The organism is Streptomyces sp. PL-25, from assembly GCF_058344915.1.
The window spans coordinates 3882580-3901357 of record NZ_CP136997.1; the positions used below are offsets into that span (position 1 = coordinate 3882580).

The 18778-nt window shown below is 71.8% G+C and carries 16 protein-coding genes and 3 tRNA genes; 9 read left to right on the forward strand and 10 right to left on the reverse strand.

Features of this window, described 5'->3' with window-relative positions; all coding sequences use genetic code 11:
* Nucleotides 1–376: 376 nt before the first annotated feature.
* Together R4Z62_RS17445 and R4Z62_RS17450 are read left to right on the forward strand one after the other, a co-directional pair.
* A complete protein-coding gene (locus R4Z62_RS17445) occupies nt 377–1888 on the forward strand; it encodes a N,N-dimethylformamidase beta subunit family domain-containing protein (protein ID WP_355477716.1) in 1512 nt (503 codons plus the stop codon).
* Nucleotides 1889–1967: 79 nt separating this feature from the next.
* Nucleotides 1968–2867 (forward strand): phosphoribosylaminoimidazolesuccinocarboxamide synthase, encoded by a 900-nt coding sequence (locus R4Z62_RS17450; RefSeq protein WP_491520257.1) that lies wholly within the window; start codon nt 1968–1970, stop codon nt 2865–2867.
* 42 nt (nt 2868–2909) lie between these two features.
* Here R4Z62_RS17450 and R4Z62_RS17455 read toward each other — a convergent pair.
* The 8 genes from R4Z62_RS17455 to R4Z62_RS17490 form a co-directional block, all read right to left on the reverse strand.
* Nucleotides 2910–2985: transfer RNA gene (locus R4Z62_RS17455), tRNA-Gly, on the reverse strand.
* Between the two features lie 23 nt (nt 2986–3008).
* Nucleotides 3009–3638 (reverse strand): response regulator transcription factor, encoded by a 630-nt coding sequence (locus tag R4Z62_RS17460; RefSeq protein ID WP_064533953.1) that lies wholly within the window; start codon nt 3636–3638, stop codon nt 3009–3011.
* On the reverse strand, nt 3635–4966 hold the full coding sequence (locus tag R4Z62_RS17465; RefSeq protein WP_491520258.1) for a sensor histidine kinase: 1332 nt from the start codon (nt 4964–4966) through the stop codon (nt 3635–3637). The genes R4Z62_RS17460 and R4Z62_RS17465 overlap by 4 nt, the downstream gene beginning before the upstream one ends.
* A gap of 70 nt (nt 4967–5036) precedes the next feature.
* A complete protein-coding gene (locus tag R4Z62_RS17470; protein WP_491520259.1) occupies nt 5037–5849 on the reverse strand; it encodes an ABC transporter permease in 813 nt (270 codons plus the stop codon).
* Nucleotides 5846–6820, reverse strand: a complete 975-nt coding sequence (locus tag R4Z62_RS17475; RefSeq protein WP_064533950.1) for an ABC transporter ATP-binding protein — start codon at nt 6818–6820, stop codon at nt 5846–5848. Before R4Z62_RS17475 ends, R4Z62_RS17470 begins: the two co-directional genes overlap by 4 nt.
* 185 nt (nt 6821–7005) lie before the next feature.
* Nucleotides 7006–7078, reverse strand: a tRNA-Gly gene (locus R4Z62_RS17480).
* A gap of 80 nt (nt 7079–7158) precedes the next feature.
* Nucleotides 7159–7230, reverse strand: a tRNA-Gly gene (locus R4Z62_RS17485).
* A gap of 188 nt (nt 7231–7418) precedes the next feature.
* Nucleotides 7419–7736 carry a histone-like nucleoid-structuring protein Lsr2 gene (locus tag R4Z62_RS17490; RefSeq protein WP_491520260.1) on the reverse strand — a complete coding sequence of 106 codons (318 nt, stop codon included), beginning with the start codon at nt 7734–7736 and terminating at the stop codon, nt 7419–7421.
* 365 nt (nt 7737–8101) lie between these two features.
* On the opposite strand from R4Z62_RS17490, the gene purS reads away from it, so the two are divergent.
* The 6 genes from purS to purM all read left to right on the forward strand — a co-directional run bounded on the left by purS (nt 8102) and on the right by purM (nt 15487).
* A complete protein-coding gene (gene purS / locus R4Z62_RS17495; RefSeq protein ID WP_018566380.1) occupies nt 8102–8374 on the forward strand; it encodes a phosphoribosylformylglycinamidine synthase subunit PurS in 273 nt (90 codons plus the stop codon).
* Nucleotides 8371–9051, forward strand: a complete 681-nt coding sequence (gene purQ / locus R4Z62_RS17500) for a phosphoribosylformylglycinamidine synthase subunit PurQ (RefSeq protein ID WP_018566381.1) — start codon at nt 8371–8373, stop codon at nt 9049–9051. The genes purS and purQ overlap by 4 nt, the downstream gene beginning before the upstream one ends.
* Nucleotides 9048–11306, forward strand: a complete 2259-nt coding sequence (gene purL / locus R4Z62_RS17505; protein WP_064533948.1) for a phosphoribosylformylglycinamidine synthase subunit PurL — start codon at nt 9048–9050, stop codon at nt 11304–11306. Before purQ ends, purL begins: the two co-directional genes overlap by 4 nt.
* Nucleotides 11307–11777: 471 nt before the next feature.
* The gene (locus tag R4Z62_RS17510; RefSeq protein ID WP_491520261.1) at nt 11778–12575 is read left to right on the forward strand and encodes a maleylpyruvate isomerase family mycothiol-dependent enzyme; all 798 of its coding nucleotides are present in this window, start codon (nt 11778–11780) and stop codon (nt 12573–12575) included.
* 273 nt (nt 12576–12848) lie between these two features.
* Nucleotides 12849–14378 carry an amidophosphoribosyltransferase gene (gene purF, locus R4Z62_RS17515; protein WP_037894661.1) on the forward strand — a complete coding sequence of 510 codons (1530 nt, stop codon included), beginning with the start codon at nt 12849–12851 and terminating at the stop codon, nt 14376–14378.
* A 44-nt stretch (nt 14379–14422) separates the two neighbouring features.
* A complete protein-coding gene (gene purM, locus R4Z62_RS17520; RefSeq protein WP_064533946.1) occupies nt 14423–15487 on the forward strand; it encodes a phosphoribosylformylglycinamidine cyclo-ligase in 1065 nt (354 codons plus the stop codon).
* 107 nt (nt 15488–15594) lie between these two features.
* On the opposite strand, the gene R4Z62_RS17525 is transcribed toward purM, so the two are convergent.
* Nucleotides 15595–15849, reverse strand: coding sequence for a DUF3073 domain-containing protein (locus tag R4Z62_RS17525; protein ID WP_018566386.1), 255 nt, complete (start codon nt 15847–15849; stop codon nt 15595–15597).
* A 302-nt stretch (nt 15850–16151) separates the two neighbouring features.
* Nucleotides 16152–17246: a Leu/Phe/Val dehydrogenase gene (locus R4Z62_RS17530; RefSeq protein ID WP_037894662.1), complete on the reverse strand. Its 1095-nt coding sequence runs from the start codon at nt 17244–17246 to the stop codon at nt 16152–16154.
* A 231-nt stretch (nt 17247–17477) separates the two neighbouring features.
* On the opposite strand from R4Z62_RS17530, the gene R4Z62_RS17535 reads away from it, so the two are divergent.
* Nucleotides 17478–18362 carry a DUF8083 family protein gene (locus tag R4Z62_RS17535; protein WP_018566388.1) on the forward strand — a complete coding sequence of 295 codons (885 nt, stop codon included), beginning with the start codon at nt 17478–17480 and terminating at the stop codon, nt 18360–18362.
* The last annotated feature ends 416 nt before the right edge of the window (nt 18363–18778 follow it).

Consider the following 18778-nt stretch of genomic DNA (forward strand, 5'->3'; position numbering starts at 1 on the left):
CAACGAGTAGTGACAGCATGCGTGCGTCATGTGATGTGCTGGGACCGACCGCGCACGTGGCAATCGCACACGACATACGACAGACGGGCGCCGTCCCGCGCTGCCCGCCCGTACCAGGACGCACGGCGCGCCGGACCGGTCGGCACACCACCCGGCCACCGGCCACCCCAGCCGTCCGGACACGGACCCGGACCACGGCACCCGGCAGCAGGACGCACCCGCACCGCACACACCCACCGCACACCCACATCAGGACGCACCGCACACCCACCAGGGCGCACGGACACACCGGCCGGACGGAAGCGCAGAAACGCATCCGCACCGCACCGCCCCGCCGGTCACGACAGAGCACGAGGGACGAGGGAGGGGAACAGCCATGGGACCGGACCGTGTCCGCCGCTGGGAGTCGGGAGCACTCGCGCACGCCGTCACCGATCCGTTCGGCCAGGGTCCCGTGCCCTGGCTGCGGGGCAGCGAGACGTACTTCGACGACAGCGGCCATGTCGTGCCCTGGTACGTCGACCCGGCCGCGCCGTCCGCCCCCGGCGACGGGCCGGGCGGCACCGCGTCCCGCGTCCCGGCGCCCCGGCCCGCCGAGGTCGGCCCCCGTTCGGCCGACGACGTGCACCGTCAGATCAAGGGCTTCGCCTCCACGGGCGCCGTCACGCCCGGCGAGGCGATCGACTTCCACGTCACCGTGGACCCGCCCCAGGAATTCGGCGTCGACGTCTACCGCATCGGCCACTACGGCGGCGACGGGGCGGCCAAGATCACCACCAGCCCGCGGCTGTCCGGCATCGTCCAGCCGCCGCCGCTCACCGCCGACCGCACCGTGTCCTGCCACCACTGGTGGCTGTCGTGGCGGTTGCAGATCCCCTCGTACTGGAGCATCGGCGCGTACGTCGCGGTACTGACCACCGCCGACGGCTACCGCTCCCACATCCCCTTCACCGTCCGCGACAGCCACCCCGCCGATCTGCTCCTGCTGCTGCCCGACGTCACCTGGCAGGCCTACAACCTCTACCCGGAGGACGGCCGCACCGGCGCCAGCCTCTACCACGCCTGGGACGAGGACGGCCGGCTGCTCGGCGAGGCCGACGCCGCCACCACGGTCTCCTTCGACCGGCCGTACGCGGGCGCGGGCCTGCCGATGCACGTGGGCCACGCCTACGACTTCATCCGCTGGGCCGAGCGCTACGGCTACGACCTCGCCTACGCCGACGCCCGCGACCTGCACGCGGGCCGGGTCGACCCCACCCGCTACCGCGGCCTGGTCTTCCCCGGCCACGACGAGTACTGGTCCGTCCCGATGCGCCGCACCGCCGAACGCGCCCGCGAGCACGGCACGTCCCTGGTCTTCCTGTCCGCCAACACCATGTACTGGCAGGTCGAACTGGGCCCCTCCCCGGCCGGGGTCCCCGACCGCCTGCTGACCTGCCGCAAGCGCAAGGGCCCCGGCCGCCCGGTGCTGTGGCGGGAGATCGACCGGCCCGAGCAGCAGCTGATCGGCATCCAGTACGCGGGCGGTGTCCCCGATCCGCACCCGCTGATCGTGCGCAACGCCGGCCACTGGCTGTGGGAGGCGACCGGCGCCCGGGAGGGCGACGCGATCGAGGGCCTGGTCGCGGGCGAGGCCGACCGCTACTTCCCGCGCACCCCGCTCCCCGACCACCAGCGCCGCATCCTCCTCGCGCACTCCCCGTACACCGACGGCGAGGGCGTCCCGCGCCACCAGGAGACGTCCCTGTACCGGGCGCCGTCCGGTGCCCTGGTCTTCGCGTCCGGGACGTTCGCCTGGTCACCCGCGCTGGACCGCCCCGGCCATGTCGACGCGCGCGTGCAGCGGGCCACGGCCAACCTTCTGGACCGCATCTGCAAACGCGACTGACCCGCGCTCCACCCGCTGTCCGCGGCCCGTGTCCGATACGGGAGAATCGAGCCATTGGACAGAACCACGGGGAGGAACCGTGTCCGGATTCGTCGAAAAGCCCGAGCCGATCCAGGTTCCGGGTCTGGTGCATCTGCACACCGGCAAGGTGCGCGACCTGTACCAGAACGAGGCGGGCGACCTCGTGATGGTCGCCAGCGACCGCATGTCCGCCTACGACTGGGTGCTGCCCACCGAGATCCCCGACAAGGGGCGCATTCTCACGCGGCTCTCCCTGTGGTGGTTCGACCGGCTCGCCGACCTCGTCCCCCACCACGTCATCAGCACCGACGTCCCCGAGGGCGCCCCCGCCGACTGGGCCGGGCGCACGCTCGTCTGCAAGTCGCTGCGGATGGTCCCGGTGGAGTGCGTGGCCCGCGGCTACCTCACCGGCTCGGGCCTGGCCGAGTACAACGCCTCCCGCACGGTGTGCGGCCTCGCCCTCCCCGAGGGCCTCGTCGACGGCTCCGAGCTGCCCGCCCCGATCTTCACCCCGGCCACCAAGGCCGAGGTCGGCGAGCACGACGAGAACGTCTCCTACGAGGAGGTGGCCCGCCAGGTCGGCGCCGAGACGGCCGCCCAGCTGCGCCAGACGACCCTCGCCGTCTACGGCCGGGCCCGGGACATCGCCCGGAGGCGGGGGATCCTCCTCGCCGACACCAAGTTCGAGTTCGGCTTCGAGGGGGAGACGCTGGTCCTCGCGGACGAGGTGCTGACACCGGACTCCTCCCGCTTCTGGCCCGCCGACCAGTGGCAGCCGGGGCGCGCGCAGCCGTCGTACGACAAGCAGTTCGTGCGGGACTGGCTGACCTCCGCGGAGTCCGGCTGGGACCGCACCGGTGAGCAGCCCCCGCCGCCGCTGCCCGCTGCGGTGGTGGAGGCGACCCGGGGCAAGTACGTGGAGGCGTACGAGCGGCTGACCGGTACGAGCTGGTCCTAGCGCACGAAGAAGCCCCCCGGCCGAGACCGGGGGGCTTCTTGCTGGAGCGGACGACGAGGCTCGAACTCGCGACCTCAACCTTGGCAAGGTTGCGCTCTACCAACTGAGCTACGTCCGCAGTGCGCCGTGGCGCGAGAGCAACTATACCCAACCTCGCTCGCGGGCGAGCCGCACCGCGGCATGCCGGTTCTCCGCGCCCAGCTTGGTCACGGCCGACGACAGGTAGTTGCGGACGGTGCCGGGGGAGAGCGCGGCCCGCTCGGCGATCTCCGTGACGGGGGCGCCGTCCGCCGCCAGTTCCAGCACCTCCGCCTCCCGCGCGGTCAGCGGGGAGTCACCGGCGGAGATCGCGTCGGCGGCCAACTCCGGGTCGATGTAGCGGTTTCCGCCGTGGACGGTACGGATGATCTCGGCGAGCCGCTGGGCGCTGACCGTCTTGGGCACGAAGCCGCGCACACCTGCGGCCAGCGCCCGCTTCAGATGCCCCGGGCGGCCGTGGCCGGTCACGATCAGCACCCGGCAGCCGGGCAGTTCCGTGCGCAGCGATGTGGCGACCTTCACACCGTCGGCGCCCGGCATCTGGAGATCCAGCACGGCGACATCGGGTGCGTGCGCCCGTGCCATGGCCAGTGCCTCGGGGCCGCTCGCCGCCTCCGCGACCACCAGCAGGTCGTCCTCCAGCGAGAGCAGCGCGGCGAGCGCGCCCCGGATGAGGTGTTCGTCGTCGGCCAGCAGCAGCCGTACGGGCCCGGCCTCGCGGTGCGTCGTCATCTGCCGATCCCACCGGCCTCACGCACCGACCGTGTCTCCTCCGCCATGGCACCCTCCACCGACTCCGACTCCGGTTCCGGTCCGGACCGTGTCCGGCCCGCCTCGGCCGGGAGCGGCACCTCGGCGGTCAGCCGGAAGTGGCCGGGGCCCGCGGGCCCCGCGTGCAGCAGGCCGTCGAGCTCCGAGAGACGTTCGCGCAGCCCCGCGAGGCCGGAGCCCGGCCGGCCGCCGGGCGGCGTCTCGGGCACGCCGTCGTTCTCGACCGTCAGCTCGGCCCGCCCGTCGCGCACCCGCAGGGAGATGGCGCACTGCCGCGCGTCGCCGTGCCGCAGCACATTGGTGGCGGCCTCGCGGACCACCCAGCCGAGCGCGGACTGCACCGCGGCGGGCAGCCGGGTGGCCGAGCCGGTGACGGCGCAGTCGATGCCCGCGGCGGCCAGCACCCCCTGGGCACCGGCGAGTTCCGCCCCGAGGTCGGCCTCCCGGTAGCCGCGGACCACGGCACGCACCTCCCGCTGGGACTCCTGCGCCAGCCGCTGCACCTCGATCATCTGCTCCACCGCGTCGGGCCGTCCGCGCCGCCCCCACTGCACGGCCAGCTCGGCCTTCAGCGCGATCACCGCGAGATTGCGGCCCAGCACGTCGTGCAGGTCCCGTCCGAAGCGCAGCCGCTCCTCGGCGACGGCCAGCCGCGCCTCGACCTCGCGGGCGCGTTCGGCCTCCCACAGCACGGACAGCGTCCAGGCGCTGCAACGCGCGGCCAGCAGCGCGAAGCCGATGGTGAAGGCGACCAGCACCGCGATCATCAGGACGTCGGCGGGTTCCTGGACGGTGAGGGCGTCCGCCGCCATGACGAGCAGCCCCACCACGGCGGACCGGCGCAGGAACACGGGGACGGACACGATCAGCGCGTAGACGAGGCCGAACATCAGCAGGGCGGCGCCGACCGCGAGCCGGGCCGCCCAGGGGTCGAGCCCGTCGGCGGCGATCAGCGCGAACGGCAGGACGAGCGCCGCGACCAACAGTCCGAAGGAGGTGCTCAGCGCGCGTCCGGACAGCCGGCTGCGGCCCAGGAAGTGGTCGAAGGCGGGCTGGGCGAGCCGGTTGGCGGCCGCGCACTGGAGCACACCGACGACGATCAGCAGCCCCGCGAGGACGAGGGGCAGCGGCCGGTGACGCACCCCGGCGACGACCGGGGGCGCCATCCAGGTGAGCGAGAACACCCACTCCGCCGCGCACAGCATGATCACGCTGTGCAGCTCGACCCGTTCCGCCTTGCTGCGCTCCCGCCACTGCCGCCGCTGCCACCGCCGGATGCCGTCGAACACCGCGCTTCTCCGTCCATCCGTTCCGCCCGTTCCGCCCGTTGGCTTCGTGCCGTTCGTTCCGGCCCGTGTCTCAGCGCCGGGGCTCCCAGCGGAACCACCGTCGCACAGCGAACACCGCGAGCGTCAGCCAGACCAGGGCGAGTACCAGGGCCCGCAGCACCTCGAACCCGCTGAGCCCGCCGGTCCAGCCGCCGCGCAGCAGGGTGATCGCCGGGGTCAGGGGGAGCAGTTCGCACAGGTGGGCCAGCCGGTCGGGAAGGACCTCCAGCGGGACACCGATCCCCGAGCCCACCGCCGACACCATGATCAGCGGGATCGAGGTGACCTGGGCGCTCTCCGTGGTGCGGGTCAGGCCCGCGGTGACCGCAGCCAGGGTCAGGCACAGCGCCAGCCCCAGCAGCAGCCCGAGCACGGCGAGGTGGGGCGCGTGCGGGGCGGGCACATGCAGCAGGGCCGTACAGGCGGCAATGAGGATCAGCGACTGCCCGAGCCCCGTGACGAGCGCCGGGAGCGCGGTCCCGGCCAGGATCTCGGTGTCCCGCGCCTCACCCGTGCGCAGCCGCTTGAGGACGAGCTGCTCGCGCCGGGCGACGAACACGCCGACGAGCGTGGAGTACACGGCGAACAGCAGGGAGAAGCCGAGGGCGGCGGGCAGCATGACGAGCCCGACGGTGAGCCCGGCGTCCTTGAGGTTCATCCCCTCGGCCGCCGAGTGGAGGCTGAGCGGTAGCACCAGCGGGACGAGTCCGGCGGCGACGAGGGTGCTCCGGCTCCGTACGAACAGGGTCAGTTCGGCGCGGGCGAGGGCGGCCATACGGCTCCGCGGTGTGCTGGACGCCCGGTCGGCGCGGGCCGTGCCGGTGGGGGTGGCGATGCTGGTCATACGGCGTGCTCCGGCTTCCTCGGCTCCGCGGGCTCGCCGGGTGCCGATACCTCTCGGGCGATGGTCAGGAACGCCTCCTCCAGTGAGGCCGACCGGGCGTCCAGGCCGTGCAGGGCGAGCCCGGACCGCCGGGCCCACAGGAGCAGTTCGGTGGCGGTGCGCTGCAACTCCCTGGTGTGCAGCCGTAGGACGCGGCCCTGCACGTCGTGCCCGCACACACCCAGGGCGGCGAGCGGCGGGAGGTCGCCGGGGAAGTAGCCGGCGGGCAGCTCGAAGGAGATCCGGGACGGCTGTGCGGCCGTGACCTCGGCCGGGGTGCCGGATACGGCGATGCGCCCCTCGTGCAGGATCGCGAGCCGATCGGCGAGGCCCTCGGCCTCCTCCAGGTAGTGCGTGGTGAGCAGCACGGTGGTGCCCGCGTCACGCAGGGCCCGGACCAGGTCCCAGGTGTCCCGGCGGCCCTCGGCGTCCAGCCCGGTGGTCGGCTCGTCCAGGAACAGCACCTCGGGGTCGCCGAGCAGGGCGAGCGCCAGGTCCAGTCGGCGCCGCTCACCGCCGGACAACTGCTTCACCCGGACGTCCGCGCGCCGCTCCAGACCGACCAGGGCGAGGGCTTCCCGGGGGTCGCGGGCTCCGCTCACACAGCCCGCCCACATCCGTGTGGTCTCGCTGACGGTCAGTTCGGAGGGGAAGCCGCCCTCCTGGAGCATCACGCCGGTACGCGGCCGTACGGCGGCCCGCTCGGTAAAGGGGTCGTGGCCCAGCACCCGGACGCGTCCCGCGGACGGCGCGGCCAGCCCCTCCAGTACCTCGACCGTCGAGGTCTTTCCGGCGCCGTTGGTGCCGAGCAGGGCGAAGATCTCTCCTTGTTTCACGTGAAACGTGATGCCGCGTACGGCCTCGAACCCGCCCCCGTACACACGTCGTAGGTCGGTGACCTCAATCACGTGCTCGTGTTCGTTCCTGTCCATGGCTCCAGCGTCGGGGCGGACGCGGGCTCCGCGCAGTGCGCGATGTCATCGGACGGAATGACAAATGTCAGTCGCGAGCAGGGAAGCGGGCAGGGCGTGAGCGGGAAACGGGCAGGGAAGAGTGCGCGGACCCGGGGACGGGACACGAAAAGACCCCGGTCCGATGGACCGGGGTCTCATTCCCGAGCGGACGACGAGGCTCGAACTCGCGACCTCAACCTTGGCAAGGTTGCGCTCTACCAACTGAGCTACGTCCGCATTGCCTCCGACCGGCTCTCACCGATCGGCGCGGGCACCAGCCTACCTGATCCACTCGCGTGGTCGGACCGGCGGTGCAGAGCGGGTGACAGGGATCGCACACTGCGCCTTCCCCCTGGAAGGGGGATGTTCTACTACTGAACTACACCCGCATGTACTCCGTGGGTCTCGGCCTTTCGGCCTCGCCCCTCGGCGTGCTCCAGACATTAGCTGATCAGCAGGGGGGTAGCGCAAGTCGGCTGCTCCCAGGGGCCGCTGACGGTCCCTGGGGCCGCTCCCGCGGCGTCCGTCCGGGCGGCCGGCCCGGACCGCCGCCCGTCACTGGGCGGACCGCCGCCCGTCACTGGGCCGCGCTGAACGCCTCGTAGACCTTCTTGGGGATGCGTCCGCGGGCCGGTACGTCCATCTTGTTGGCCTGTGCCCAGGCCCGGACGGCGGCCGGGTCGGGGGCCACCTCCGTCTGCCGGTAGGCCTTGCCCGACCTGGACCGCTTGCGGCCCGCCTCGACGTAGGGCTGCAGCGCCTTACGCAGTTTCTTGGCATTGGTTTGGTTCAGGTCGATCTCGTAGAACCTGCCGTCGAGTCCGAAGGCGATCGTCTCCGCCGCTTCCGAGCCGTCGATGTCGTCAAAGAGAGTGACCACGACACGCTGCGCCACGAATATCGGTCCCTTCGTTCGGCACCTCCGCGCCCATCTGCTCCGCCATGACATGCGGGGACGTTCGGAGATGCCGGCTGTCCGCCGGTTATCGGGAAAAGTATCGGCTGTTGCCAATTCATTTGTACAGTGCCGAGCATTGTGAAGTGAAGCCCCGACTAAATCTGTCCGCGTGTCCCCGCGTGGCACAGCGCAATACCCGATGCGGGGCGGAACGCCGAACTTTCCCAGAACTTTTCACGAAGCCCCCCGATCGAGGCCCGATCGTGACCGGCATCACGTACTTTCCTACAGGTCTACCCGCGTAGAAATTTCGTACGGGTAGTCTGAAGGAACCTGCTCAGCACCACACACCGGGAGTGCCAGTGGCACGCGTCGTAGTCGACGTCATGCTCAAGCCGGAGATCCTCGACCCCCAGGGCCAGGCGGTGCAGCGCGCACTGCCGCGCCTGGGTTTCGACGGCATCTCCGACGTACGTCAGGGAAAGCGATTCGAACTGGAAGTGGACGGGCCCGTCGACGAGGCCGCGCTCGCCCGCATTCACGATCTTGCCGAATCCTTCCTCGCCAACACCGTCATCGAGGACTTCACCGTCAAGGTCGAGTCCGACGACGTGGTTGCGGGGGCCGCGAAGTGACCGCTCGTATTGGCGTCGTCACTTTCCCGGGCAGCCTCGACGACCGCGACACCCAGCGGGCGATCCGCCTGGCGGGCGCCGAACCGGTCGCCCTCTGGCACAAGGACAAGGACCTCAGGCAGGTCGACGCGGTCGTCCTGCCCGGTGGCTTCTCCTACGGCGACTATCTGCGGGCCGGCGCCATCTCCCGCTTCTCGCCGGTGATGGAGACCGTCATCGAGCAGGCGAAGGCCGGTCTGCCGGTCCTCGGCATCTGCAACGGCTTCCAGGTCCTCACCGAGGCCCACCTGCTCCCCGGCGGCATGCTCGGCAACGACCACCTGCACTTCATCTGCCGCGACCAGAAGCTGCGGGTGGAGAACGCGGAGACCGCCTGGACCGCCGACTACACGGCCGGCCAGGAGATCCACATCCCGCTGAAGAACATGGACGGCCGCTACGTGGCCGACCGGTACACGCTGGACAAGCTGGAGGCCGAGGGACGGGTCGCCTTCCGCTACCTCGACGTCAACCCCAACGGCTCGCTCAACGACATCGCCGGCGTCACCAACGAGGCCGGCAACGTGGTCGGCCTGATGCCGCACCCCGAGCACGCCACCGAGCCGCTGATCGGCACCGGCCGCACCGACGGCCTCCCGTTCTTCACCTCGATCCTCAAGAAGCTGGTCACCGCATGAGCAGGACGCCTCTGGACACGGTCGAGCACGCGGCCGCGACCCCCGACGTCGAGCTGCCCTGGGCCGAACTGGGCCTGAAGAAGGACGAGTACGAGCGGGTCGTGGAGATCCTCGGCCGCCGCCCGACCGGCGCCGAGCTGGCCATGTACTCCGTGATGTGGTCCGAGCACTGCTCGTACAAGTCCTCCAAGGTCCATCTGCGCCAGTTCGGCGAGAAGGCCCCCGAGTCCGACGCGATGCTCGTCGGCATCGGCGAGAACGCCGGTGTCGTGGACGTCGGCCAGGGCTACGCCGTCACCTTCAAGGTGGAGTCGCACAACCACCCCTCGTACGTGGAGCCCTACCAGGGCGCGGCCACCGGCGTCGGCGGCATCGTGCGCGACATCATCGCGATGGGCGCCCGCCCGGTCGCCGTCGTGGACCCGCTGCGCTTCGGCGCCGCCGACCACCCCGACACCAAGCGGGTGCTGCCCGGCGTGGTCGCGGGCATCGGCGGCTACGGCAACTGCCTGGGCCTGCCCAACATCGGCGGCGAGGTCGTCTTCGACGCCTGCTACCAGGGCAACCCGCTGGTCAACGCCGGTGCCATCGGCGTCATGAAGCACGAGGACATCCACCTCGCCAAGGCGTCCGGCGCGGGCAACAAGGTCATCCTGTACGGGGCCAGGACCGGCGGCGACGGCATCGGCGGCGCCTCCATCCTCGCCTCCGAGACCTTCGACGATGCCAAGCCGTCCAAGCGCCCCGCCGTCCAGGTCGGCGACCCCTTCCAGGAGAAGCTGCTCATCGAGTGCACCCTGGAGGCGTTCGCCGAGAAGCTGGTCGTCGGCATCCAGGACCTCGGCGCGGCCGGCCTGTCCTGCGCCACCTCCGAGCTGGCCTCCAACGGCTCCGGCGGCATGCGCGTCACCCTGGACGACGTCCCGCTGCGCGACTCGACGCTCTCGCCCGAGGAGATCCTCATGAGCGAGTCGCAGGAGCGCATGTGCGCGGTCGTGGAGCCGGAGAAGGTCGACCGGTTCCTGGAGATCTGCGCCAAGTGGGACGTCATCGCCACCGTCATCGGTGAGGTCACCGACGGCGACCGCCTGGAGATCTACTGGCACGGCGGCAAGATCGTCGACGTCGACCCGCGCACGGTCGCGCACGAGGGCCCCGTCTACGAGCGCCCCTACGCCCGCCCGTCCTGGCAGGACGCCCTCCAGGCCGACGACGCGAACAAGCTGCCCCGGCCGGAGTCGGCCGAGGAGCTGAAGGCGCAGGTCCTGAAGCTGGTGGCCTCGCCCAACCAGGCGTCCAAGAAGTGGATCACCCAGCAGTACGACCACTTCGTGCAGGGCAACACCGTGCTGGCCATGCCCGAGGACTCCGGCATGATCCGCATCGACGAGGAGACCGGCCTCGGCGTCGCCCTCGCCACGGACGGCAACGGCCGCTACGCCAAGCTCGACCCGTACACCGGTGCGCAGCTCGCGCTGGCGGAGGCGTACCGCAACGTCGCCACCACGGGCGCCAGGCCGCTGGCGGTCTCCGACTGCCTGAACTTCGGCTCGCCCGAGGACCCGGCGGTCATGTGGCAGTTCACCGAGGCCGTGCGCGGTCTCGCGGACGGCTGCCTCCAGCTCGGCACGCCGGTGACCGGCGGCAACGTCTCGCTCTACAACCAGACCGGCGAGGTGGCCATCCACCCGACGCCGGTCGTCGCCGTCCTCGGTGTGATCGACGACGTGGCCCGCCGCACCCCGGCCGCCTTCCAGGAGGAGGGCCAGCTGATCTACCTTCTCGGCGACACCCGCGAGGAGTTCGGCGGTTCGGCCTGGTCGCAGGTGGTCCACGACCACCTCGGCGGTCTGCCGCCCGTGGTCGACCTGGAGCGCGAGCGGCTGCTGGCCGAGATCCTGATCTCCGCCTCCCGCGACGGCATGGTCGACTCCGCGCACGACCTGTCCGACGGCGGCCTGGTCCAGGCCGTCGTGGAGTCCGCGCTGCTCGGCGGCAAGGGCGCGCGGCTGGTCGTCCCGGACGGCCTGGACGCGTTCACCTTCCTGCTCTCCGAGTCGGCCGGGCGCGCGATCGTCTCCGTGCCGCGCTCGGAGGAGGTCCGCTTCACCGACATGTGCGGCGCGCGCGGCCTGCCCGCCACCCGGATCGGTGTCGTCGACGGCGACACGGTCGAGGTGCAGGGCGAGTTCGCGCTGACGCTGGACGAGCTGCGCGAGGCCCACGAGGGCACCATCCCGGCGCTGCTCGCCTGAGCCGGTCCGCCGCGTGCGGAGGCCGCGAGGCCCGGTCGCTCCGGCGGCCGGGCCCTGCGGCGTGCCCGGACCCGGCCCGGGGACACGTGCGCGGTACGCCCGCCCGCCCGGCCGTGGTGGCACCAGCGGGGTGCCGCCGACGGCCTTCCCCCAGCGGGCGGCGCGGCACCCGGTGCACCTGCCCGGCCGACGGGAAGCACCCGAGCGCCGGCATCGGGAACGGGCGGGCCCTGCTGCCCGCCGAACCCGCTGCGGCGTACGGGCGACCGGTGCGGTGCCCGCCGGCCCCAGCGACGTCCGGCCCGGTGGCGTCCGGCCCGGCGAACGTCCCGTCCAGCGAGGTCCGGCCCGGTGGCGTCCGGCGCGGCGCCGAGCGGCGCGACGCACCGGCCCCCGCCGACCGCGAACGCGCCCCCGCCCCCGCCGAAAAGGCCCTGAGCGCCCGTGCCGTCACGGCATAGGCTCACCGCCATGCCCCCGGCCAAGAAGCGCACCAGGACCTACGACCCGATCCGGACCCGCACGGCGGTCCTCGCCCAGCTCGACGCCGTACGGGACGCCGTGCGCGGTCTCACCCCGGAACACCTCGCGTCGCCCACCCGGCTCGGGGACTGGACGGTCCGGGAACTGATCGCGCACATCGGGATGGCGGCCACCGCGATCGGCCGCGCCCTGGACCTGCCCGAGCCCGCCCGGCAGGACGCCGCCCTGCTCGACTGGCCGTTCGCGACCTCGGACAGCGCCCCGGCCATCGACGCGTTCACCCGGCGGCTCGCCGCCGAGCACCCCGACCCCGGCGCCTATCTCGACGGTGTGGGGCAGGAGTTGCGCGCCCGGCTGGACGCCCACCCGGGCAACCGCCTGCTGGCCACCAACGCGGGCGCCCTGCCGCTCGCCGACTACCTCGTCACCCGCGCCGTCGAACTCGTCGTCCACACCGACGACCTGAACGCCGCGGTGCCGGGCCTGGACGTCCCGTACGACCGCCAGGCGCTCGCCGCGGCCACCCGCCTGCTCGCCGACGCCCTCGCCCACAAGGCGCCCGGCGGTTCCACCGAGGTGCGGATCCCGCCGTACGCCGTCGTACAGTGCGTCGAGGGTCCCCGGCACACCCGCGGCACCCCGCCCAACGTCGTGGAGACCGACCCGCTGACCTGGCTCCGCCTCGCCACCGGCCGTCTCGCCTGGCGGGACGCGCTAGCCCGGCCCGGGACCACCGCGAGCGGCGAGCGGGCCGACCTCGGCGCGCTGCTGCCGCTGATGTGCTGAGCCGACGTCCTGAGCCGATGTCCCGAGCCGACGTCCTGAGGGGCGTCCGCGCGCCGCGGGATGTGCGACACCTCACTCGTCCTGGCCCCTAGGGGGCCCGCCGCCCGGGACGCGTCAACCGGACGTTCCGCCCATGCCCCCCAGAGTGACCCCTCTGACCTGGGGCAATACCGAGAGTTGGGCAGTGGTCGCAGCCATGGGACGCGGCGGGGCGATGTTTTTTTGACATTCCCCAATTCGGACCAGTGGTCGACCTCGCCTACACTCGGAGCCGTGCCACGTGGTGACGGTCGACTCAATCACGATCTGCTCCCCGGCGAGAAAGGCCCCCAGGACGCATGCGGCGTCTTCGGTGTCTGGGCTCCGGGCGAAGAGGTCGCAAAGCTCACGTACTTCGGGCTCTACGCCCTCCAGCATCGGGGCCAGGAATCCGCGGGAATCGCGGTCAGCAACGGCTCCCAGATCCTCGTCTTCAAGGACATGGGCCTTGTCTCCCAGGTCTTCGACGAGACCTCGCTCGGTTCGCTCCAGGGTCATATCGCGGTCGGACACGCCCGCTACTCGACCACCGGCGCCTCCGTGTGGGAGAACGCCCAGCCGACGTTCCGCGCCACCGCGCACGGCTCGATCGCGCTTGGCCACAACGGCAACCTGGTCAACACGGCTCAGCTCGCCGAGATGGTCGCCGAACTGCCCAAGGACACCAACGGCCGCTCGACCCGTGTCGCGGCCACCAACGACACCGACCTGCTGACGGCCCTGCTGGCCGCCCAGGTCGACGCCGACGGCAAGCCGCTGACCATCGAGGAGGCGGCCCACACCGTCCTCCCGCAGGTCAAGGGCGCCTTCAGCCTCGTCTTCATGGACGAGCACACGCTGTACGCCGCCCGCGACCCGCAGGGCATCCGCCCGCTGGTCCTCGGCCGGCTGGAGCGCGGCTGGGTGGTCGCCTCCGAGTCCGCCGCCCTCGACATCTGCGGCGCCAGCTATGTGCGCGAGATCGAGCCGGGCGAGTTCGTCGCCATCGACGAGAACGGCCTCCGTACGTCGCGATTCGCAGAAGCGAAGCCCAAGGGCTGTGTCTTCGAGTACGTCTACCTGGCCCGCCCCGACACCGACATCGCCGGTCGCAACGTCTATCTGTCCCGGGTCGAGATGGGCCGCCGGCTGGCGAAGGAGGCCCCCGCCGAGGCCGACCTCGTCATAGCGACGCCGGAGTCCGGCACCCCCGCCGCCATCGGCTACGCGGAGGCGTCCGGCATCCCCTTCGGCGCCGGCCTGGTCAAGAACGCCTATGTCGGACGGACGTTCATCCAGCCCTCGCAGACCATCCGCCAGCTCGGGATCCGGCTGAAGCTGAACCCGCTGAAGGAGGTCATCCGGGGCAAGCGCCTGGTCGTCGTCGACGACTCGATCGTCCGCGGCAACACCCAGCGCGCCCTGGTGCGCATGCTCCGCGAGGCCGGCGCCGCCGAGGTCCACATCCGGATCTCCTCGCCGCCGGTGAAGTGGCCGTGCTTCTTCGGCATCGACTTCGCCACCCGCGCCGAGCTGATCGCCAACGGCATGAGCATCGACGAGATCGGCACCTCGCTGGGCGCCGACTCCCTGGCGTACATCTCCATCGACGGCATGATCGAGGCGACCACCATCGCCAAGCCGAACCTGTGCCGTGCCTGCTTCGACGGCGAGTACCCGATGGAACTCCCCGACCCGGAGCTGCTCGGCAAGCAGCTGCTGGAGACCGAGCTGGCCGCAGGGCCCGCCGCCACGGCCGCGGCCGACGCCATCCGTCGCCCGTAGTCAGCCCGTCACACCCGCAGTACGACACGAAAGTTCTCATCGTCATGTCTGAGACCACCGGGGCCAGCTACGCAGCGGCGGGCGTCGACATCGAAGCGGGCGACCGCGCCGTCGAGCTGATGAAGGAGTGGGTGAGGAAGACGCGGCGCCCCGAGGTCCTCGGCGGCCTCGGCGGCTTCGCCGGCCTCTTCGACGCCTCCGCCCTCAAGCGCTACGAGCGCCCCCTGCTCGCCTCCGCCACCGACGGCGTCGGCACCAAGGTCGACCTCGCCCGGCGCCTGGGCGTGTACGACACCATCGGCCACGACCTGGTCGCCATGGTCATGGACGACATCGTGGTCTGCGGCGCCGAACCGCTGTTCATGACCGACTACATCTGCGTCGGCAAGGTCCATCCCGAGCGGGTCGCCGCCATCGTCAAGGGCATCGCGGAGGGCTGTGTGCTGGCCGGCTGCGCCCTGGTGGGCGGCGAGACGGCCGAGCACCCCGGCCTGCTCGGCGAGGACGACTTCGACGTCGCCGGCGCCGGTACGGGCGTGGTGGAGGCCGACCGGCTGCTCGGCCCCGACCGCATCCGCGAGGGCGACGCGGTGATCGCCCTGGCGGCCTCCGGACTTCACTCCAACGGGTACTCGCTGGTGCGGCACGTGCTGCTCGATCGGGCGGGTCTGTCCCTGGACGCGCACATCGAGGACTTCGGCCGCACCCTCGGCGAGGAGCTGCTGGAGCCGACCAAGATCTACTCGCTGGACTGCCTGGCGCTGACCCGGACCACCGAGGTGCACGCCTTCAGCCACATCACCGGCGGCGGGCTGGCCGCCAACCTGGCCCGGGTGATCCCGGACACACTGCACGCCGTGGTCGACCGCTCCACCTGGACCCCGGCCCCGGTCTTCGACCTGGTCGGCCGGAGCGGTGACGTGGAGCGGCTGGAGCTGGAGAAGACCCTGAACATGGGCGTGGGCATGATCGCGGTCGTGCCGCAGGAGTCGGCCGACGCCGCTCTGACCACGCTGGCCGACCGCGGGGTCGACGCCTGGGTCGCCGGTGAGATCACCGCCCGGGGCGAGCACACCACGGGTGCGGCCCTGGTGGGCGACCACGCCTGAGCGGCCGGTGCGGGCAGCACAAAACCCGGTCCGGCGCTGGAAGCACCGGACCGGGTGAGTGAAGGACCCTGGCGACGCGCGTGGGACGGCAGAACCGACCGCGGATGTCAGGCGCCGCGACGGTGTTGTGAGGAGTCGCCGCGCTCGTCCTCGTCGTCGTCCTCATAGAGGTCGGCGTACCGTGCGTACAGGTCGTCGTCTTGCTCATCGTCCTCGAAACGGTCGCCGTTAGTCGGCGGCGCCGGATTCGACGTCGATGCGCCCAGCTCCTCGGCCAGGCGTGAGAGGTCAGTCCCACCGCTGTTGTACTTCAGCTGGCGGGCGACCTTCGTCTGCTTGGCCTTGGCCCGGCCGCGCCCCATGGCTCGACCCCCTCAACGACGGGGCTCAACGGCCCCAGAGTCTGACACGCGTTCATGATCTGGAACGGGCTCTCCGCAGAGAGACCGGTCCGTAGGGCTTCCACGGTACCTGAGCCCGCGGCCATACGGTACGTCGCCCGCAGGACGCGCGTGTGCGCAGAACCTTCGAGGAGCCCCGTCCTCGCTGGTCAGTGGCGATTTTAACCACTTATCGGGGAGCGACCCGCCGGTGGAAGTGACAGTTCTCTCCACCCGGCCACCGGCAGGTACCGCCCGGACACGGCCCGTCGAAGGGCCCGCGGTCACCGCGCGGCGCGCGCGTCCGCCATCCGCTGCTCGGCGATCCGGTCGGCCGCCGCGGCCGGCGGAATGCCGTCCTCCTTTGCACGTGCGAAGATCGCGAGCGTGGTGTCGAAGATCTTCGCGGCCTGCGCCCGGCACCGGTCGAAGTCGAAGCCATGCAGCTCGTCGGCCACCTGGATGACCCCGCCCGCGTTCACCACGTAGTCCGGCGCGTAGAGGATGCCGCGGTCGGCGAGGTCCTTCTCGACGCCGGGGTGCGCGAGCTGGTTGTTGGCCGCCCCGCACACCACCGCGGCGGTCAGCGCCGGCACCGAGTCGTCGTTCAGGGCGCCGCCGAGCGCGCAGGGGGCGTAGATGTCGAGCCCCTCGGTGCGGATCAGGGCGTCGGTGTCGGCGGCGCGTGCCACCTCGGGGTGCGCGGCGACGATCCGGTCCACGGCCTCGGCCCGTACGTCCGTGATCACGACCTCGGCGCCCTCGTCCAGCAGGTGCCGCACCAGGTGGTGCCCGACCTTGCCCACGCCCGCCACGCCCACCTTGCGGCCGCGCAGCGTCGGGTCGCCCCACAGGTGCTGGGCGCTGGCCCGCATGCCCTGGTAGACACCGAAGGCGGTGAGCACGGAGGAGTCGCCCGCGCCGCCGTTCTCCGGGGAGCGGCCGGTGGTCCAGCGGCACTCGCGCGCCACCACGTCCATGTCGGCGACGTACGTGCCGACGTCGCACGCGGTGACGTAGCGCCCGCCGAGCGAGGCCACGCAGCGCCCGTAGGCGAGCAGCAGCTCCTCGGTCTTGACCAGCTCCGGGTCGCCGATGATCACGGCCTTGCCGCCACCGTGGCCGAGACCGGCCATGGCGTTCTTGTACGACATGCCGCGGGCGAGGTTCAGCGCGTCGGCGACGGCCTCGCCCTCGCTCGCGTACGGGTAGAAGCGGGTACCGCCGAGCGCGGGTCCGAGGGCGGTGGAGTGGATGGCGATGACGGCCTTGAGGCCGCTGGCACGGTCCTGACAGAGCACGACCTGTTCGTGGCCCCCCTGCTCCGAGTGGAACAGGGTGTGCAGTACGTCAGCGTGCGCGCCGGTTACGTCGGTCACGGTGGTGACTCCCAGGTAAGTAGCGGCGGGTGGTGTCGCGGTCCCGTGCGGGTGGCGGGGCCGTGGCAGGAGATTAGACCCTGGCCGCCCCCGCCACCGGCGCAGTGGTCGGGATCACCCTCCCTAGGGGTACCGTCCCACCCGGGCGTGGGACGATTTGCCGTGGTTTTCCGTCCGTCCGGGCGCGGTCCGGGCGGGTTTCGCGCCCGGCGGGCTGGGGAGGGAGCAGGCGTGCCCAAGGTGTCGTCCGTGGTCGTCCCGTACGCGACCTATCTGCGCGTCTACGAGCCGCTGGCCGCCTTCCCGGAGCCGGAGCGCAGCCACTGGGCGCGCTACGCCCGCCGCCCCGGCCGGCCCTCCTACCAGGACGAACTGCGCCGCTCGCTGGCCGATCTGCTGCCCACCCCGCCGGTGGCGGTGCCGGTGCACGAGAGCGGGGACGCGTTCGTGCTCGACGTCGACGGGGTGGTGTGCGTCTGCCCCTGGCGGACCCGGCTGCGCGGCTGGCAGGCCCTGGACGGTCTGGCCGAGGACCTTCCCGCTGTGGTCCTGGACGCGGTGCTGCCCCCGCTCGTGCGCCGCCAGGCCGCCCAGGACTACGAGCGCTGGCTGGCCCGGAACCCGGACGCCCGCCCCTGGATCCGCACCTCCACCTGGCAGGTGCCGATCAACTGGTTCGTGCTGGTCTCCGACGAGGAGCGGGAGTACGTCAAGGGGGTGGGCGGCGCGGCGGCCGGGGCGCGGGACGCGGCGGCCGCCTTCGGGGACGAGCAGCCCTCGCTGCGCTACCGGACACCGATGGTGCAGGCCCGGCGGCGGGTGGCGCGGGCGCTGCGGGCGCTGCGCGAGGCCGTCGACGAGGGGCCGCTGATCGACGGGCTGGTGGACGTGGGCCGCTGGCTGGAGGAGTTCCACCCGCGCTCGCTGGTGGAGCTGGACTACGGCGGTCTGGTGCATGTGCTGCCGGCCGGCGAGCTGGAGGGCGACCACTCGGCCGCGGACGTGGCCGAGGGCGTCGAGGCGCTGCGCCGGGGGGACGGGGCGGCGGCCGCGGAGGCGTACGGACGGCTCGTGGAGCGGTGGCGCGCGGTGCGCGACCGGCGGTCGGCCAACTGACGCCGTGTCAGCAAGTGACCTGCATCACGGCTCGAAAGGCGTCGAACAGCGTACGGTCAAGGGTCTTTAGCGGAGCTGACGGGACGTACGGCACGATCCGGGCGTATGTGTCAAGGGTGATGGACCGCACTTACCTGACCCTTGCCTAGGTTGCCCCTCCTCATGCCAAAATAGGACAAGGAGTCCGGGGAGGGCTCCTTCCGCCCGCTTATGCTCCGTCTTGGGTGGGATCTCAGCATTGCACGCTTTGGGGGGTCTGGTGACTTCCTGATCGCCCTGTGACTGATCGTCACAGTGGTGTGACTGTCCGCTATGGCATGGTCCATCGGCATCCGTCGCTGATGAACACCTGGGAGGGCAATTCCATCGGTTTGGCCGACGCGGCTGGACAGATGGTGTAGTTGTAGTGCCGAGGA